Here is a 13,693-nt window from a genome sequence, read left to right as displayed (position 1 = left end):
CTATCTGACCAGCACCGTCACCAACTTGGCCGGCGGCTCCGCCCATTTCCCCCAGGATCCGTTCCACCGCAGCGCCGCGCCCGTGTAATCCACGTCGCCCGCCAGCCCGTCCCGGAACGCCACCCGCAACCGCACCTGCACGGAGGTACCGGCCGGTCCCGCCGTGATGACCCGCTCCTGCCGCGTGGCCGGCTCGATGTTGTTCAGGTAAACCAGGCCCGTCCACGTCCGCCCGCCGTCCACCGAAAAATCCGCCTGGAACATCCCGATCCGCTCGCCCTGCCCCGCGTCCGTGCCGGCCGCGAGCACAACCGGACAATCCGCCCCCGGCGCCACTGCGGCCGGCGCCTCGATCGTCAGCGTGCGCTCCACCGCGCCGGCGGACACGGCGAGGCCGAGCCACGCGGCCGTCCAGAGGCCTTGGCCCAGGGTGATCGGCGGAGAAATCATGGCTCCATGACGGCCACCCCCCGCCCTGAGGCAAGCGCGATCCCCTTCCCCTAAATTCGGCTGGAAACCGGGCCCCACCCCTGTCTGGCTGGCCCTTCCCCTTTTTCATATGGCCAAGACCCTCCTCGTCACCGGTTCCTCGGGCCTCATCGGCTCGGAAGTCTGCGTTTATTTCGCCTCGCTGGGCTACACCGTCCACGGCGTGGACAACAACCAGCGCGCCGTCTTCTTCGGCCCGCAGGGTGACACGCGCTGGAACCAGCACCGCTTGGTCTCGGACCTCAAGGGTTTCGTCCACCACGAGCTCGACATCCGCGACCGCGCCGGCGTGCTCGCGCTCGTCCAGTCGGTCAAGCCGTCCGTCATTGTCCACACCGCCGCCCAGCCCTCGCACGACCGGGCCGCGGCCATTCCCTTCGATGACTTCGACACCAACGCCGTCGGGACGCTGAACTTCCTCGAGGCCGCCCGCCAGGCCTGCCCCGAGTCGCCCTTCGTGCACATGAGCACGAACAAGGTCTACGGCGACGCCCCGAACGGCATCAAACTCACGGAACTCGCGACGCGCTGGGACTACGCCGACCCGGCCTATGCCCACGGCATCCCCGAAACCTTCACCATCGACCAGTCCAAGCACTCGCTCTTCGGCGCCTCCAAGGTCGCGGCTGACGTCATGGTCCAGGAATACGGCCGCTATTTCAACCTACCCACCTGCGCCCTGCGCGGCGGCTGCCTCACCGGCCCGAACCACAGCGGCGTCGAGCTCCATGGCTTCCTTTCCTACCTCGTGAAGTGCAACCTCGAGGGCAAGGAGTACCGCGTCTTCGGCTACAAGGGGAAGCAGGTGCGTGACAACATCCACTCGCTCGACGTCGCGCGCTTCATGGCCGCCTTCGTCGAGAACCCGCGTGCCGGCGAGGTCTACAACCTCGGCGGCGGCAAGGCCAACAGCACCTCCATCCTCGAGGCCTTCAAGATCGCCGAGAAGTTCACCGGTAAGGCGCAGGTCTTCACCTACGTCGACCAGAACCGCGCCGGCGACCACATCTGCTACTACTCCGACCTCCGCAAGATGCGCGCCCACTACCCGAAGTGGGACATCACCCAGTCCCTCGAGGAAACGATCCGCCAGATCGTCGAGGCCTGGAAGACCCGTCACCAGCCGGCCTGATCCGCGCCCCCGCGCACCCCCTGATGCCGGGGCGACCCATGTTCACCCCCGCCCATCCCTCCGGTTACCGCGAGCCCTTCACCGGCGTGCGCTTCAAGACGCTGGTCCACGGCCAGCACACGCTCTTCGCGGAATTCCGCCTCGCCCGGGGCCATCCGCTGCCGCGGCATGCCCACCCACACGAGCAGACCGGCTACCTGGTCAGCGGACACCTGCGCCTCACCATCGGGACCGACACCTTCGACGTACGGCCGGGCGACAGCTGGTGCATCCCCGGCAATGTCGAGCACGAGGCGGCCATCCTCGAGGATTCGGTCGCGATCGAGGTCTTCTCGCCGGTCAGGGAGGACTATCTCCCACCCCCGGCCGCGGCGGTCTAGTCGCCCGGCTGGCGCGGCCCGTTCCGTCCCGGCACTCCGCCCTGCCCAGTTCGGGGCCGGCTCAGCGTCCGGTCACGTTGATCGTAGCCGTCCGGGCCGGCGGGGTCACCCATTTGCCCCAGGTATCACCCCAGAGGATCGGCGCGCCCGAAAAATCCACGTCACCCGCCTTGCCGCCGCGAAAGGCCGCCCGCGCCCGCACCAGGGCCTTGCTCCCCTCGAGACCTGCCGGGATGTCCACGCTCCGGGTGGCCTTGCGCCCCAGCTTCTCCGCGTAGACCGGCACCCAGGTCCGGCCGCCATCGACCGAGTACTCGGCATGCAGAAACCCGATCTGCTCGGCATCGACGGCATCCGTCGCCGCCGCGATCTCAACATGGATGTTGGTGCCCGGCTTGGCCGTGGCCGGCGCCTGGATGGTCAGCGTACGGGTTACCGCCCAGGCGGGAACCGCGGCCAGCAAGGACGAGAGCAGGAGGGCTTGGAGCAAACGGGAGGTTTTCATGCGATGCCCACTAGACCGCGGCGGAGCGCCTTGGTTCAACCCATTAATCCCCGCGCGGGCGCCCACCCCGCCGATTCCCGGCTTCCTTAAACTAAAACTTCCCCCTTAAAGTGGTTTTCGCATGAAAATCCTGATCTCCGGCATCTGCGGCTTCGTCGGCAGCACCCTGGCCCGCGAACTCCTCGCCGCCGGCCACACGGTGGCGGGTTTCGACAACTTCATCCGCCCGGGCAGCGAGACCAACCGCGCGCCGTTGGAGCGGCTCGGCGCGACCATCCTGACCGCCGACCTGCGCGACGCCCGCGCCATGGACGCCCTGCCCGCCGCGGATTTCGTGCTGGATGCCGCCGCCAACCCCAGTGTGCTCGCCGGCATCGACGGCAAGACCAGTTCCCGCGAACTCGTCGACCACAACCTCACCGGCACGATCAACCTGCTGGAATACTGCAAGACCCACCGGGCCGGTTTCATTCTGCTCTCCACCAGCCGCGTCTACTCGATCCCCCCGCTCACCCGCCTGCCCCTCGTCGCCCAGGGTGATGCCCTCGGCCTCCCCCCGGGCGCCGCGGATCTCCCCCCCGGGGTCAGCCCGGCCGGACTCACGGAGTCCTTCCCCACCCAGGCCCCCATCTCCCTCTACGGCGCCACCAAGCTTGCCTCCGAGGCCATGGCCCTCGAGTACGGCGAGACCTTCGGCTTTCCGGTCTTCATCAACCGCTGCGGTGTGCTCGCCGGCGCCGGCCAGTTCGGGCGCGCCGACCAGGGCATCTTCGCCTACTGGATCAACGCTTGGCTCCGCAAAAAGCCGCTCAAGTACCTCGGCTTCGGCGGCCTCGGCCACCAGGTGCGCGACTGCCTCCACCCGCGCGACCTCCTGCCCGTCCTGGAAAAACAATTTGCCGCGCCCCCGCTCCCCGCCGCCGACCGCCTGGCCAATTTCTCGGGCGGTGCCGCCTCCGCCATGTCCCTCCGCCAGCTCAGCGATTGGTGCGCCCAACGCTTCGGTCCGCACGGCGTCGTGGAGGACGGCACCCCGCGCCCCTTTGACATCGGCTGGATGGTCCTCGACCACGCCAAGGCCACCCGCCTCTGGGACTGGCACCCCGCCACCCCGACCCCTGCCATCCTCGCGGAGATCGCCACCCATGCCGAACAACACCCCGGCTGGCTCGAACTCTCCGCCCCGCGGGAGAAGTAAGAAGGATGAATTAAGAATTAAGAAACGAGCCCGTCGCCAGGCAAGGTTCGAGGCTGTTTCTTAATTCTTCCTTCTTAATTCTTAATTTCGCCCGCCCAACCCGAGGCTTGCCGCCGGGGGCCGAATTCCCCTCATTGACTCGATGCCCGAGGCCTCACCCGCGCCGCTCAAGCTCTACTCCATCGTCATCCCCGCCCACAACGAGGAGGAATCGCTGCCGCCGACCCTGCGCGCCCTGTACGAGGTGCTGAGCCGCGAGCAGGTCCCGCACGAGATCGTCGTCGTGGACGACGCCAGCAAGGACGGCACCTGGCAGGTTCTCCAGGACCTCCGCGCCGCCATCCCCACCCTCGCCCCCGTGCAGAACAAGGGGCCCAACGGCTTCGGCCGCGCCGTCGTCTTCGGCCTCAACCATATGCAGGGCGACGCCTGCACCATCATGATGGCCGACGCCTCCGACTCGCCCGCCGACGCCGTGCGCTACTGGCGCCTGCTCAACGAGGGTTGGGACTGCGTCTTCGGCAGCCGCTTCGTCAAGGGCGGCCAGGTTGTCGACTACCCGCGCGTGAAGCTCTGGGTTAACCGCATCGCGAATTTTCTCGTGCGCATCGGCTTCGCCATCGCCCTCAACGACACGACCAACGCCTTCAAGGCCTACCGCCGCACCGTCATCGAGGGCTGCCGCCCCTTCCTCAGCCCGCACTTCAACCTCACCGTCGAGATCCCGCTCAAGGCCATCGTGCGCGGCTACACCTGGACCGTCATTCCGATCTCCTGGCACAACCGCAAATACGGCGAGGCCAAGCTCAAGATCAAGGAAATGGGCAGCCGCTACTTCTTCATCTGCGCCTACGTCTGGCTGGAAAAATACTTCAGCCGCGGCGACTACCGGAAACGCTGACGCGGCATGATGTCCTTCCTCCAGTGGTTGGACACCCATCCCGTCGCCCATGGGCTGACTGCCTGGGGTTGTTTCGCCCTCGGCCTGGCCTCCGCGCTCTCGCCCTCCCGGCCGGCCGCGCCGTCATCCCGCGCCCCTTTTCTGGGCCACCCCGCGGTGTTCGCCAGCCTGCTGCTGCTGACCCTCCTCGCCTTTCGCTGGCCCTCGTGGTTTGCCCCCGTCGAGTTCAATCCCGACGAGTCGCAGATCGTCGCCGGGGCCCTCACGCTGCAATCCTCCCCTGTCTTCTGGAAATACGTCGACGGCACGACCCACGGCCCGCTCAACGAGTATGCCCTCAACCTCGCCGCGCTCTTCGGCCTGCCGCTGACCCACGCGGGAGCCCGGGCCATGGCCACCCTGCTGCTCGCCGGCACCCTCATCTGCCTGTGGCAAACCTTGCGCCCGTTCCTGGCGGAACCCGCCGTCCGGCTGGCCGTGTTCCCCGCGCTTTGCGTCTGGGCCTTTTCCTGGGCCGGTGACTACGTGCACTATTCCAGCGAGCTGGTCGCGGTCAGCCTGCTCGCCGGCGCCGGCTGGGCGCTGACGGCGATGCTCCGCCCCCAGGCGCCGAGCCGCACCGCCCCGCTGGTCGCCGGCGCCCTGCTTGCCCTCGTCCCCCTGGCCAAGCTCCAGGCCACGCCCCTCGCCCTGGTCTTGGGCCTCGCCGCGCTGTCCACCCTTGTCTGGTCGCGCCCCGCCGGCTGGGTCCGCCTCGCCGCCGGCCTCGTGGGTGGAGCCCTGCTCGTCGGCGCGGGCCTCGGCTTGTTCCTCGTGGTCTACGGTCTCGAGGCGCAATTCTGGTATTCCTACGTGGTCAGCAACCTTGCCTACGCCGGCTCGCGCGACCACCCGCTCCACGATATGCCCAACTATTTCTGGTCGTTCCTCACGACCGGACAAAGTTTCGCGTGGTTCTTCTACGGTACCATGGCCTACGTGCTGTATCGCGCCCATGCCGTCTGGCAGGCCGCCGATGTGACCCGCCGCCGCGCCCTCCTCGCCGCCTGGCTCCTCGTCCTGCTCGCTTACCTCTGCGTCATTTATCCCGGCCGGCGCGTCGCCCATTACCTCCACCTGCTCGTTGGTCCCCTCACCCTGCTCGCCGGCCTCCATCTGGCGAGCCCGCCCACCACGGGCCGCGCTTTCCGCGGGATCCCGGCAAGCCTGCTCGCCGTCCTGCTGCTGCTCACGGTCCTGCCCCAGGCGGTTAACCGCTGGCTCGCCGTGCCGTTTCACCCCGGACAACTGGCGGAGCACCTCGCCACCCCCGCCTCAGCGGCGGCCCGCCACATCCAGGCCCGTTCCCAGCCCGGCGATTTGCTGACCGTCTGGGGCTGGGAGCCCCGGCTCCACGTCGAGACCCAACTGGCCCAAGGTACCCGCGAGGCGCACAGCGCCTTCCAACTCTTCGCGGGACCCATGCAGGATTTCTACCGCTCGCGCTACCTGCGGGACCTGCAGGCCCGGCAGCCCGCGTGGTTTGTCGATGCCACCGGGCCCGGCGCCTTCGTCTTCGACGCCGCCCGCCACGGCCACGAAATCTTCCCGGCATTGCAGACCCTGATTGCCGAGCGATATGCGCTCCAAGCCCAGATCGGATCGACCCGGATTTATCACCTGAAATCCCCCCACTGACGGCTCAAAACGCGCCTTGCAGCCCCCGTCGGCCCGATTACTCAGATACCTTCCATGATCTTCCTCCTCGGTGGCTCCGGTTACGTCGGCTCAGCCTATCAGACCCTGTTGCAACGCAAGGGCCTGCCCTTCCGCAACCTGCGCCGGGCGGACTTCGATTACACCGACCAGGCCGCCCTGACCTCCCTCCTTCGCCGTGAGCGGCCCGCCTTCCTGATCAACGCCGCCGGCTACACCGGCAAGCCCAACGTCGATGCCTGCGAGCTGCACAAGGCCGAGTGCCTCTTCGGCAATGGCGTGCTCCCGGGCCGCATTGCCGCGGCCTGCACCGACGCCGGCGTCCCCTGGGGCCACGTTTCCTCCGGCTGCATCTACACCGGCTCCCGCCCCGACGGCACCGGCTTCACCGAGACCGATACGCCCAACTTCACCTTCCGCACCGACAACTGCAGCTTCTACTCCGGCACCAAGGCCCTCGGCGAGGAGGTGCTCGCCGGCCGGCCCGATGTCTACATCTGGCGCCTGCGCATCCCCTTCAACGAGGTCGACAACCCCCGCAACTACCTCACCAAGCTCATCCGCTACGACACCCTCCTTGAGGCCGCCAACTCGATCTCCCAACTCGAGGAATTCGTCGCCGCCACCTTCGCCTGCTGGGAAAAACGCGTCCCCTTCGGCACCTACAACGTGACCAACCCCGGCGAGGTCACCACCCGCGAGGTCGTCGACCTGATCAAAAAGTCCGGCGTCGCCACCAAGGATTTCAAGTTCTTCCCCAACGAGGCCGAGTTCATGCGCACCGCTGCCAAAACCCCGCGCTCGAACTGCACCATGACCTCCGCCAAACTCGCCGCCACCGGCATCCGGATGACCGAGGTCCACGACGCCATCACCCAGGCCCTGCGCACCTGGCGTAAAGCCTGAGCTTAAACTTCAACCTTATGAACATTTTGGTCACCGGCGGCGCCGGCTTCATCGGCAGCAACCTCGTCCGTCTCCTCGTCTCCACCACGGAACACACCGTGCTCAACGTAGACGCGCTGACCTACGCCGGCAACCGCCGCTCACTCGCCGACCTCGAGGGCAACCCCCGCTACCGCTTCGCCCAAGCTGATATTTGCGACGCCGCGGCGATGACGAAACTCTTCGTGGAATTCAGGCCTGACTGGGTGATGCACCTCGCCGCCGAGAGCCATGTCGACCGCTCGATCGACGGTCCCGGCGCCTTCATCCAAACCAACGTCGTCGGCACCTACACCCTCCTTCAGGCCGCCCGCGCCCACTTCGAGTCGCTCGCCGGCCCGGCCAAGGATGCCTTCCGTTTCCTCCACGTCTCGACCGACGAGGTGTACGGCTCCCTCGGCGCCACCGGCCTCTTCACCGAGGAGACCCCCTACGACCCGCACTCCCCCTACTCCGCCAGCAAGGCCTCATCCGACCACCTCGCCCGCGCCTGGGCCGACACCTTCCGGCTGCCTGTGCTCGTCACGAACTGCTCCAACAATTACGGCCCCTACCAATTCCCGGAGAAACTCATTCCCGTCGTCATCCTCAAGGCCCTGCGCGGCGACCCGATCCCCGTCTACGGCAAGGGCGAGAACATCCGTGACTGGCTCTACGTCGGCGACCACGCCGAGGCCCTGCACACCGTCGTCGCCCGCGGCCGCACCGGCCAGACCTACAACATCGGCGGCAACAACGAGCGCCAGAACATCGACCTCGTGCGCCTGCTCTGCGGCCTCCTCGACGAGTTCCGCCCGCGCGCCGACGGCAAAAAATACGCCGACCAGATCGCCTTCGTCACCGACCGCCCCGGCCACGACCTCCGCTACGCCATCGACGCCACCAAGATCAAACGCGAGCTCGGCTGGACCCCGAAGCAGGACCACACCTCCGGTTTTCGGAAAACCGTCCAGTGGTACCTGGACCACGAGTCCTGGTGGAAAGGCATCCTCGACGGCTCCTACAAATTGGAACGTCTCGGCACCCAAGCCTGAAATTTTTTGTCACAGAGCGCACTGAGCCCTTGCGGAGATCACAGCGCCCCGGATCAGACTTTCCTGAATTTCTCTGTGGCCTCTGTGGCCGGCTCCGTGTCCTCTGTGGCCTGCATTAAACCCCTCCCATGAATCGCAAAGGCATCATCCTCGCCGGTGGCTCCGGCACCCGGCTCTACCCCCTGACCATCGCGGTCTCAAAGCAGCTCATGCCGGTCTACGACAAGCCGATGATCTACTATCCGCTGTCGGTCCTGATGCTCTCCGGCATCCGCGAGATCCTGATCATCTCCACGCCCACCGACCTGCCCCTCTTCCGCAAGCTCCTCGGCGACGGCGGCAACCTCGGCGTGAAATTCAGCTACGCCGAGCAACCCAGCCCCGACGGCCTCGCCCAGGCCTTCACCATCGCCGGCGACACCGGCTTCCTGACCGGCACCGAACCCTGCGCCCTCGTGCTCGGCGACAACCTCTTCTACGGTTCGGAGTTCGTCGCCTCCCTGAAGGAAGCCAGCGCCCGCACCAGCGGCGCCACCATCTTCGGCTATCACGTCGCCAACCCCACCGCCTACGGCGTCGTGGAATTCGCGCCCGACGGCCGCGTGCTCTCCCTCGAGGAAAAACCCGCGCAGCCCAAGTCCAACTACGCCGTCCCGGGCCTCTACTACTACGACCGGGAGGTCGTCACCCTCGCCCGCAGCCTCAAGCCCTCGAAACGTGGCGAACTCGAGATCACCGATCTCAACCGCCTGTATCTCGAAAAGGGCACCCTGCACGTCGAGCTCTTCGGCCGCGGCACCGCCTGGCTCGACACCGGCACCCACGATTCGCTTGTCGAGGCCGCCACCTTCGTCCACGTCCTCGAGAACCGCACCGGCCTCAAGATCGCCTGCATCGAGGAGATCGCCTACAAGCACGGCTGGATCGACCGCGCCGGCCTCGAGGCCAACATCAAGAAGCTCGGCAAGTCCTCCTACGGCGAATACCTAAAGCGGCTGCTGTAGTCCGGCTGCAATCCTCCGAAACCGCCGCCCCGGCAAGCCACCCTTCCGCGCCATCCCATGAGCCTCTCCTCCTCCGGAAAGCCTGCCGGTTTCGTCACCGGTTTCGACGAGAATTTCTACCTTGCCGCCTACCCGGACGTGGCCGCGGCGGTGCAGTCGGGCCGGTTCGCTTCAGGCAGGGAACATTACGAGCGCTACGGTCTTCGGGAGGGGCGCACCGGCTCCGCTTCTCCGACCGCGGCCTGGCACGCCGCCGCGAGCCGCAACCTGGTGGCCCACGTGGCCGGCCGGGCCTTTACCACCGCGGCGGATTGGTCGCACCCGGCGACCACTTCGGCCCCGCCTGCCGTCACCGGCAATGCTCTCGCGGGGTTTTTCGCGGCGCGCCGGAGCGGCCGCGGAATCTGGAAGTGGCAGCACTATTTTGAAATCTACGAACGGCACTTCGCCCGCTTTCGCGGGCAGCCGGTGAATGTGCTGGAGATCGGCGTTTACAGCGGCGGCAGCCTTGAGATGTGGCGTGACTACTTTGGCCCGCAGGCCCGCCTCCACGGCGTTGACATCGAACCGGCTTGCAAGGCTTACGAGGGCGACGGTGTGAAGATCATGATCGGCGACCAGACTGACCGCAATTTCTGGCGGGATTTCCGCACCGAGGTCCCAGCCTTGGACATTGTGATCGACGACGGTGGCCACCTTTATGACCAGCAACGGGTCACCTTGGAGGAACTCCTCCCCCACGTCAGGCCGGGTGGCGTCTACCTCTGCGAGGACATCCATGGTGAGGACAACGCCTTCGCGGCCTATGCCACCGGCCTCGCGGCCATGCTGAGCGCCGGCGAGGTGACGGGCAACAGCGACGACCCGGACCGCCGGCTCGTCTGTCGCACCAGTCCGTTCCAGGCGAGCATCCGCTCGGTGAGTTTCTATCCCCAGGTCGTCGCGATTGAAAAACTGCTTGCTCCCGTTGCCGAGCTGGTCGCACCCAAGCGCGGCACGCAGTGGCAACCGTTCCTGCACTGATCCACGGCCCACCCTCGTTTTTGGGCTCTGCTTTCCCATGGGAACACCCACACTGGCCGCCATGCGTCTGGTGGCCGTATCCGTGGTCAAGAACGAAGCCGATATCATCGAGGCCTTCGTCCGGCACACCTGTGCCTGGGTGGATCACCACCTCGTCTTCGACCACGACAGCACCGACGGCACCCGGGAAATCCTCCGTGCCCTGCAGGCAGAGGGCCTGCCGCTAACGCTCTTCCACGACGAGGCCCTGGCCAATCTGCAGCAAGCCCGCAGCAACCACCTGACCCGCCTTGCCGCCCGGACCCACGATGCCGACTGGATCCTGCCACTTGATGCGGACGAGATCCTGACCGGGCCCGGCCGGGCCGCGCTGGAAGCCGCCCTGCTTCTGGCTGGCACCTCGCAACCCGCAAGCCTTCCTCTGCTTGACTACTGTCCGACCCGGGACGACGACCCCACTGAACCCAACCCGATTCTTCGCCTCCGCCACAGTCGGCGCGTTCCATCCGTCACCCGCAAGATCATCTTGCCGCGTGAACTCGCGCTTGATCCGGACCTCGTCGCCGGGAAAGGCAGCCACGCTCTTTACCGCGGCTCTGTGCCCCAGCCTGCCCGGCCCTTGCCTGCAGGCTGGCACCTGGCCCATCTGGCCCTGCGCTCGCCGGAACACCAGGTGCTCCGCGTGATTCTGGCCGAGCTGCAAAAAACGAGCCGCGGTCGCCCCGCCGCCGGGCTCGATGTCCACTACCGGCTTGGTTACCAATTGCTCGCCGAAGATCCGGAGCTCTTTTTTGCCACGGTCAAACTGTCCGCCGATCAGTTGGACCTGCGGCCGATTTACTACCACGGTGGCAACCTGCGTTTCACCACCGCCCAAGGCTGGACCCGAGTGGCGCGCGCCCTGCTCCCCTACCTCGAACAGCTGGCCGCCAGCCACGGGCGACTGCTCGATGCGGCTCGGCCTGAACCGACGAATCTGGATCCGGCTGGGCTGGACATCCGCGAATTGGTGAGGACCTCCGTTCCAGACTTTTCGGGGCAGTCCGGAGCCTTCGCCGGCTTCACCGCGCTCGCCGGCTGGGGCCCCGCCGAAGGTCCCGTGCCCGAGGCCTTCCTGCCCCCCTTCCACTGGGGCTATGCCCCCGCCACTCATTTGGCCGTGACCGCCCCCGCGGCGCAAAACGTCACCTTGATCGCCGATCTGCTCACGTACTCGGAAAACCAGACGGTGGACGTGGAGCTGAACGGCGTCCGGCAGCGGCAGCTGGCCTTCACCCGCATCAACCAGCGGGAACGCCTCGCCGTGCCCCTCGCCCTCCGCGCCGGGAGCAACGACCTCCAGTTCCATTACACTCAGGGCTTGGTTACCGATCACGACTCGCGCCGGCTCGCGGCGATCTTCCTCGGCCTGCGCTTCCTGCCCGCCGGCCCATGAAGGTCTCGTTCATCATCCCGCTCTACAACTGCCTGCCCCTCACGCAGGCGATGCTGACCAGCCTGCGCGCCACCGTGCCCGCCGATCTCGCCCACGAGATCATCCTGGTGGACGACGGCTCGACCGACGGCACGCGCGACTGGCTCACCGGGCTTGGCTCGCCCTGCCGGGTCGTGCTCAACGAGCAGAACCTCGGCTTCGCCGCCACCTGCAACCGCGGCGCGGCCGCGGCGACCGGCGAATTCCTCTTCTTCCTCAACAACGATCTGGAACTCCTGCCCGGCTGGCTCGCCCCCATCCTCGACGTCTTCAGCCGCTTCCCCCGCGCCGGCGCGGTCGGGAACGTCCAGCTGGACTTCGCCAGCGGTGCCGTGGACCACACGGGGATTTTCTTCAACACGAAGGGCAAACCCGCCCACGCCACCCACCGCGGGGTCGCCGCGGTCCGCGAGGTCGTGGCCGTCACCGGCGCCTGCCTCGCCGTGCCCGCCAACGTCTGGCGCGAACTCGGGGGCTTCGACGAGGGTTACGTCAACGGCTGCGAGGACGTGGACTTCTGCCTGCGCGCCCTCGCCGCCGGTCACACCAACCACGTGGCCCTGCACAGCGTCGTGCGCCACCACATCAGCGCCTCCGCCGGCCGCAAACTCCGCGACGAGCAGAACACCTCGCGCCTGCTGCGCCGTTGGCACACCTCCATCCTTCCCCACCTCGTGCGTCCCGGCTGCCGCGAGTGGCTTGCCGCCGCATGGGAAGATCCCCGCGATTACGCCGACCCCGCGCTGGCCCGCGACGCCTTCCTGCACCTCTGCCACCTGGCCCCCGCCTCCGCCCGCCTCCGCGCCGCCGCCGCCGCGCTCCTCGAGGTGGAATTCGCCCGCTGGCGCCACCTGCTCGAAGGCGCCCCCGCCCGCCCCGCCCGCGAGATCGCGTGGCAGCTCTACCCCGTCCGCCCGGAAAACGCGCCGGCCCTTTGAGGCGCCGACCTCGACCGCGGCTACCTTTCCGTCCCGATCAGCCCCCGCTCCGCTCGACCGAGCGCAGCACCGCCTGCGGCCGGTTGTTCACGGTCAGGAACGTCCGACCCAGGTATTCACCGATCAGCCCAAGCATCACCAGCTGCGCGCCCGAGAACACCAGCAACGCCCCCATCAGCGTGCCCCAGCCGTAATCCGGCCCCTGGTTCGTAAGGCGCAGATAAAAGACCACACCCAGCCCGGCCAGCCCGGCCAGCGCCATCAGCAACCCGAGCAACGTGGCCAGCCGCAGCGGCATCACCGAGAAATTCACAAAGGTGCTGACCCACAGTCGCAGCAACCGGCGCAGCGTGTACCCGCTCTCGCCCGCCGCGCGACCCGCATGCTCCACCGTCACTGCCCCGATCCGCTGCGTCACCTGCAGCAACAGGCCGTCGATGTAGGGGAAGGGCCCGGTGTAGCGCGCGGCCTCACCCGCCGCGAACGCGCTCACACACCGGAAGCTCGACAGGTAGAAGCCCCGCGGCTTGTCCAGCACCCAGTCGGTCAGCCGGTTCGTGAACCAGCTCCCCAGGTTGCGGAAGAGCGAATGCTCCTTCCTCGCGTAATGCCCATAGACCACGTCCAGTCCCTCCCGCCGCGCGTGGGCCCACAGGCGCAGCGCCTCGGCCGGCGGATTCTGTCCGTCATCGTCGATGTTCACCACGTGCGCCCCCCGCGCGTGCCGGTAACCGGTCAGCACGGCGTTGTGCTCGCCGAAGTTGCGCGCGTGCTCGATGAAGGTAACGGGGATCCGCGCCGTGCGCGCAAACTCGCGGCACACGCTCGCCGTGGCATCGCGGCTGCCATCATTCACCAGCACAACCTCGTGGCCGCCCTCGACCGTGAGTCCCTCGATCTCCCGCAGCAACCGGCCAATGCTCTGCTCGCTGTGATACAACGGTATCACAAAACTGAGCGCCGGAACGGGCGCGG

At 67.3% G+C, this 13,693-nt stretch carries 14 protein-coding genes; 11 read left to right on the top strand and 3 right to left on the bottom strand.

What is annotated here, in order from left to right; genetic code table 11:
• Entirely contained in the window at positions 1 to 450 is a 450-nt protein-coding gene (locus Verru16B_RS09985; RefSeq protein ID WP_069962148.1) for a hypothetical protein, read from the bottom strand.
• Positions 451 to 559: 109 nt separating this feature from the next.
• On the opposite strand from Verru16B_RS09985, the gene Verru16B_RS09980 reads away from it, so the two are divergent.
• Positions 560 to 1,621 (top strand): NAD-dependent epimerase/dehydratase family protein, encoded by a 1,062-nt coding sequence (locus tag Verru16B_RS09980; RefSeq protein WP_069962147.1) that lies wholly within the window; start codon positions 560 to 562, stop codon positions 1,619 to 1,621.
• A gap of 38 nt (positions 1,622 to 1,659) precedes the next feature.
• Positions 1,660 to 2,001, top strand: coding sequence for a cupin domain-containing protein (locus tag Verru16B_RS09975; protein ID WP_069962146.1), 342 nt, complete (start codon positions 1,660 to 1,662; stop codon positions 1,999 to 2,001).
• A 61-nt stretch (positions 2,002 to 2,062) separates the two neighbouring features.
• Here the strand turns inward: Verru16B_RS09975 and Verru16B_RS09970 are convergent, their stop codons facing one another.
• On the bottom strand, positions 2,063 to 2,506 hold the full coding sequence (locus Verru16B_RS09970; protein ID WP_069962145.1) for a hypothetical protein: 444 nt from the start codon (positions 2,504 to 2,506) through the stop codon (positions 2,063 to 2,065).
• A 121-nt stretch (positions 2,507 to 2,627) separates the two neighbouring features.
• On the opposite strand from Verru16B_RS09970, the gene Verru16B_RS09965 reads away from it, so the two are divergent.
• From Verru16B_RS09965 to Verru16B_RS19130, 9 genes are all read left to right on the top strand, one after another.
• The gene (locus tag Verru16B_RS09965) at positions 2,628 to 3,704 is read left to right on the top strand and encodes an NAD-dependent epimerase/dehydratase family protein (RefSeq protein ID WP_069962144.1); all 1,077 of its coding nucleotides are present in this window, start codon (positions 2,628 to 2,630) and stop codon (positions 3,702 to 3,704) included.
• A gap of 142 nt (positions 3,705 to 3,846) precedes the next feature.
• Entirely contained in the window at positions 3,847 to 4,605 is a 759-nt protein-coding gene (locus Verru16B_RS09960; protein ID WP_069962143.1) for a glycosyltransferase family 2 protein, read from the top strand.
• 6 nt (positions 4,606 to 4,611) lie between these two features.
• Positions 4,612 to 6,282 (top strand): hypothetical protein, encoded by a 1,671-nt coding sequence (locus Verru16B_RS09955; protein WP_069962142.1) that lies wholly within the window; start codon positions 4,612 to 4,614, stop codon positions 6,280 to 6,282.
• 54 nt (positions 6,283 to 6,336) lie between these two features.
• Complete coding sequence (locus Verru16B_RS09950) at positions 6,337 to 7,206, top strand: sugar nucleotide-binding protein (RefSeq protein WP_069962141.1); 870 nt, start codon at positions 6,337 to 6,339, stop codon at positions 7,204 to 7,206.
• A gap of 17 nt (positions 7,207 to 7,223) precedes the next feature.
• The gene (gene rfbB, locus Verru16B_RS09945; protein WP_069962140.1) at positions 7,224 to 8,279 is read left to right on the top strand and encodes a dTDP-glucose 4,6-dehydratase; all 1,056 of its coding nucleotides are present in this window, start codon (positions 7,224 to 7,226) and stop codon (positions 8,277 to 8,279) included.
• Between the two features lie 128 nt (positions 8,280 to 8,407).
• Positions 8,408 to 9,283: a glucose-1-phosphate thymidylyltransferase RfbA gene (gene rfbA, locus Verru16B_RS09940; protein ID WP_069962139.1), complete on the top strand. Its 876-nt coding sequence runs from the start codon at positions 8,408 to 8,410 to the stop codon at positions 9,281 to 9,283.
• A gap of 57 nt (positions 9,284 to 9,340) precedes the next feature.
• On the top strand, positions 9,341 to 10,306 hold the full coding sequence (locus Verru16B_RS09935) for a class I SAM-dependent methyltransferase (protein ID WP_069962138.1): 966 nt from the start codon (positions 9,341 to 9,343) through the stop codon (positions 10,304 to 10,306).
• Between the two features lie 37 nt (positions 10,307 to 10,343).
• On the top strand, positions 10,344 to 11,741 hold the full coding sequence (locus Verru16B_RS09930) for a glycosyltransferase family 2 protein (RefSeq protein ID WP_083270253.1): 1,398 nt from the start codon (positions 10,344 to 10,346) through the stop codon (positions 11,739 to 11,741).
• Positions 11,738 to 12,718, top strand: a complete 981-nt coding sequence (locus Verru16B_RS19130) for a glycosyltransferase family 2 protein (RefSeq protein WP_069962136.1) — start codon at positions 11,738 to 11,740, stop codon at positions 12,716 to 12,718. The genes Verru16B_RS09930 and Verru16B_RS19130 overlap by 4 nt, the downstream gene beginning before the upstream one ends.
• A gap of 37 nt (positions 12,719 to 12,755) precedes the next feature.
• Here Verru16B_RS19130 and Verru16B_RS09920 read toward each other — a convergent pair whose 3' ends face one another.
• Positions 12,756 to 13,667 carry a glycosyltransferase gene (locus tag Verru16B_RS09920; protein WP_237023384.1) on the bottom strand — a complete coding sequence of 304 codons (912 nt, stop codon included), beginning with the start codon at positions 13,665 to 13,667 and terminating at the stop codon, positions 12,756 to 12,758.
• Positions 13,668 to 13,693 lie beyond the last annotated feature (26 nt).

It is taken from the genome of Lacunisphaera limnophila (assembly GCF_001746835.1).
Classification (GTDB): domain Bacteria; phylum Verrucomicrobiota; class Verrucomicrobiia; order Opitutales; family Opitutaceae; genus Lacunisphaera; species Lacunisphaera limnophila.
Note: the sequence above shows the minus strand (reverse complement) of the source record. Positions and strands in the feature narration are given on the sequence as shown.

Coding starts and splice junctions, on each gene's coding strand:
- Verru16B_RS09985 (WP_069962148.1), bottom strand. CDS start 450: ATGATTTCTCCGCCGATCACCCTGGGCCAAGGCCTCTGGACGGCCGCG.
- Verru16B_RS09980 (WP_069962147.1), top strand. CDS start 560: ATGGCCAAGACCCTCCTCGTCACCGGTTCCTCGGGCCTCATCGGCTCG.
- Verru16B_RS09975 (WP_069962146.1), top strand. CDS start 1,660: ATGTTCACCCCCGCCCATCCCTCCGGTTACCGCGAGCCCTTCACCGGC.
- Verru16B_RS09970 (WP_069962145.1), bottom strand. CDS start 2,506: ATGAAAACCTCCCGTTTGCTCCAAGCCCTCCTGCTCTCGTCCTTGCTG.
- Verru16B_RS09965 (WP_069962144.1), top strand. CDS start 2,628: ATGAAAATCCTGATCTCCGGCATCTGCGGCTTCGTCGGCAGCACCCTG.
- Verru16B_RS09960 (WP_069962143.1), top strand. CDS start 3,847: ATGCCCGAGGCCTCACCCGCGCCGCTCAAGCTCTACTCCATCGTCATC.
- Verru16B_RS09955 (WP_069962142.1), top strand. CDS start 4,612: ATGATGTCCTTCCTCCAGTGGTTGGACACCCATCCCGTCGCCCATGGG.
- Verru16B_RS09950 (WP_069962141.1), top strand. CDS start 6,337: ATGATCTTCCTCCTCGGTGGCTCCGGTTACGTCGGCTCAGCCTATCAG.
- rfbB (WP_069962140.1), top strand. CDS start 7,224: ATGAACATTTTGGTCACCGGCGGCGCCGGCTTCATCGGCAGCAACCTC.
- rfbA (WP_069962139.1), top strand. CDS start 8,408: ATGAATCGCAAAGGCATCATCCTCGCCGGTGGCTCCGGCACCCGGCTC.
- Verru16B_RS09935 (WP_069962138.1), top strand. CDS start 9,341: ATGAGCCTCTCCTCCTCCGGAAAGCCTGCCGGTTTCGTCACCGGTTTC.
- Verru16B_RS09930 (WP_083270253.1), top strand. CDS start 10,344: ATGGGAACACCCACACTGGCCGCCATGCGTCTGGTGGCCGTATCCGTG.
- Verru16B_RS19130 (WP_069962136.1), top strand. CDS start 11,738: ATGAAGGTCTCGTTCATCATCCCGCTCTACAACTGCCTGCCCCTCACG.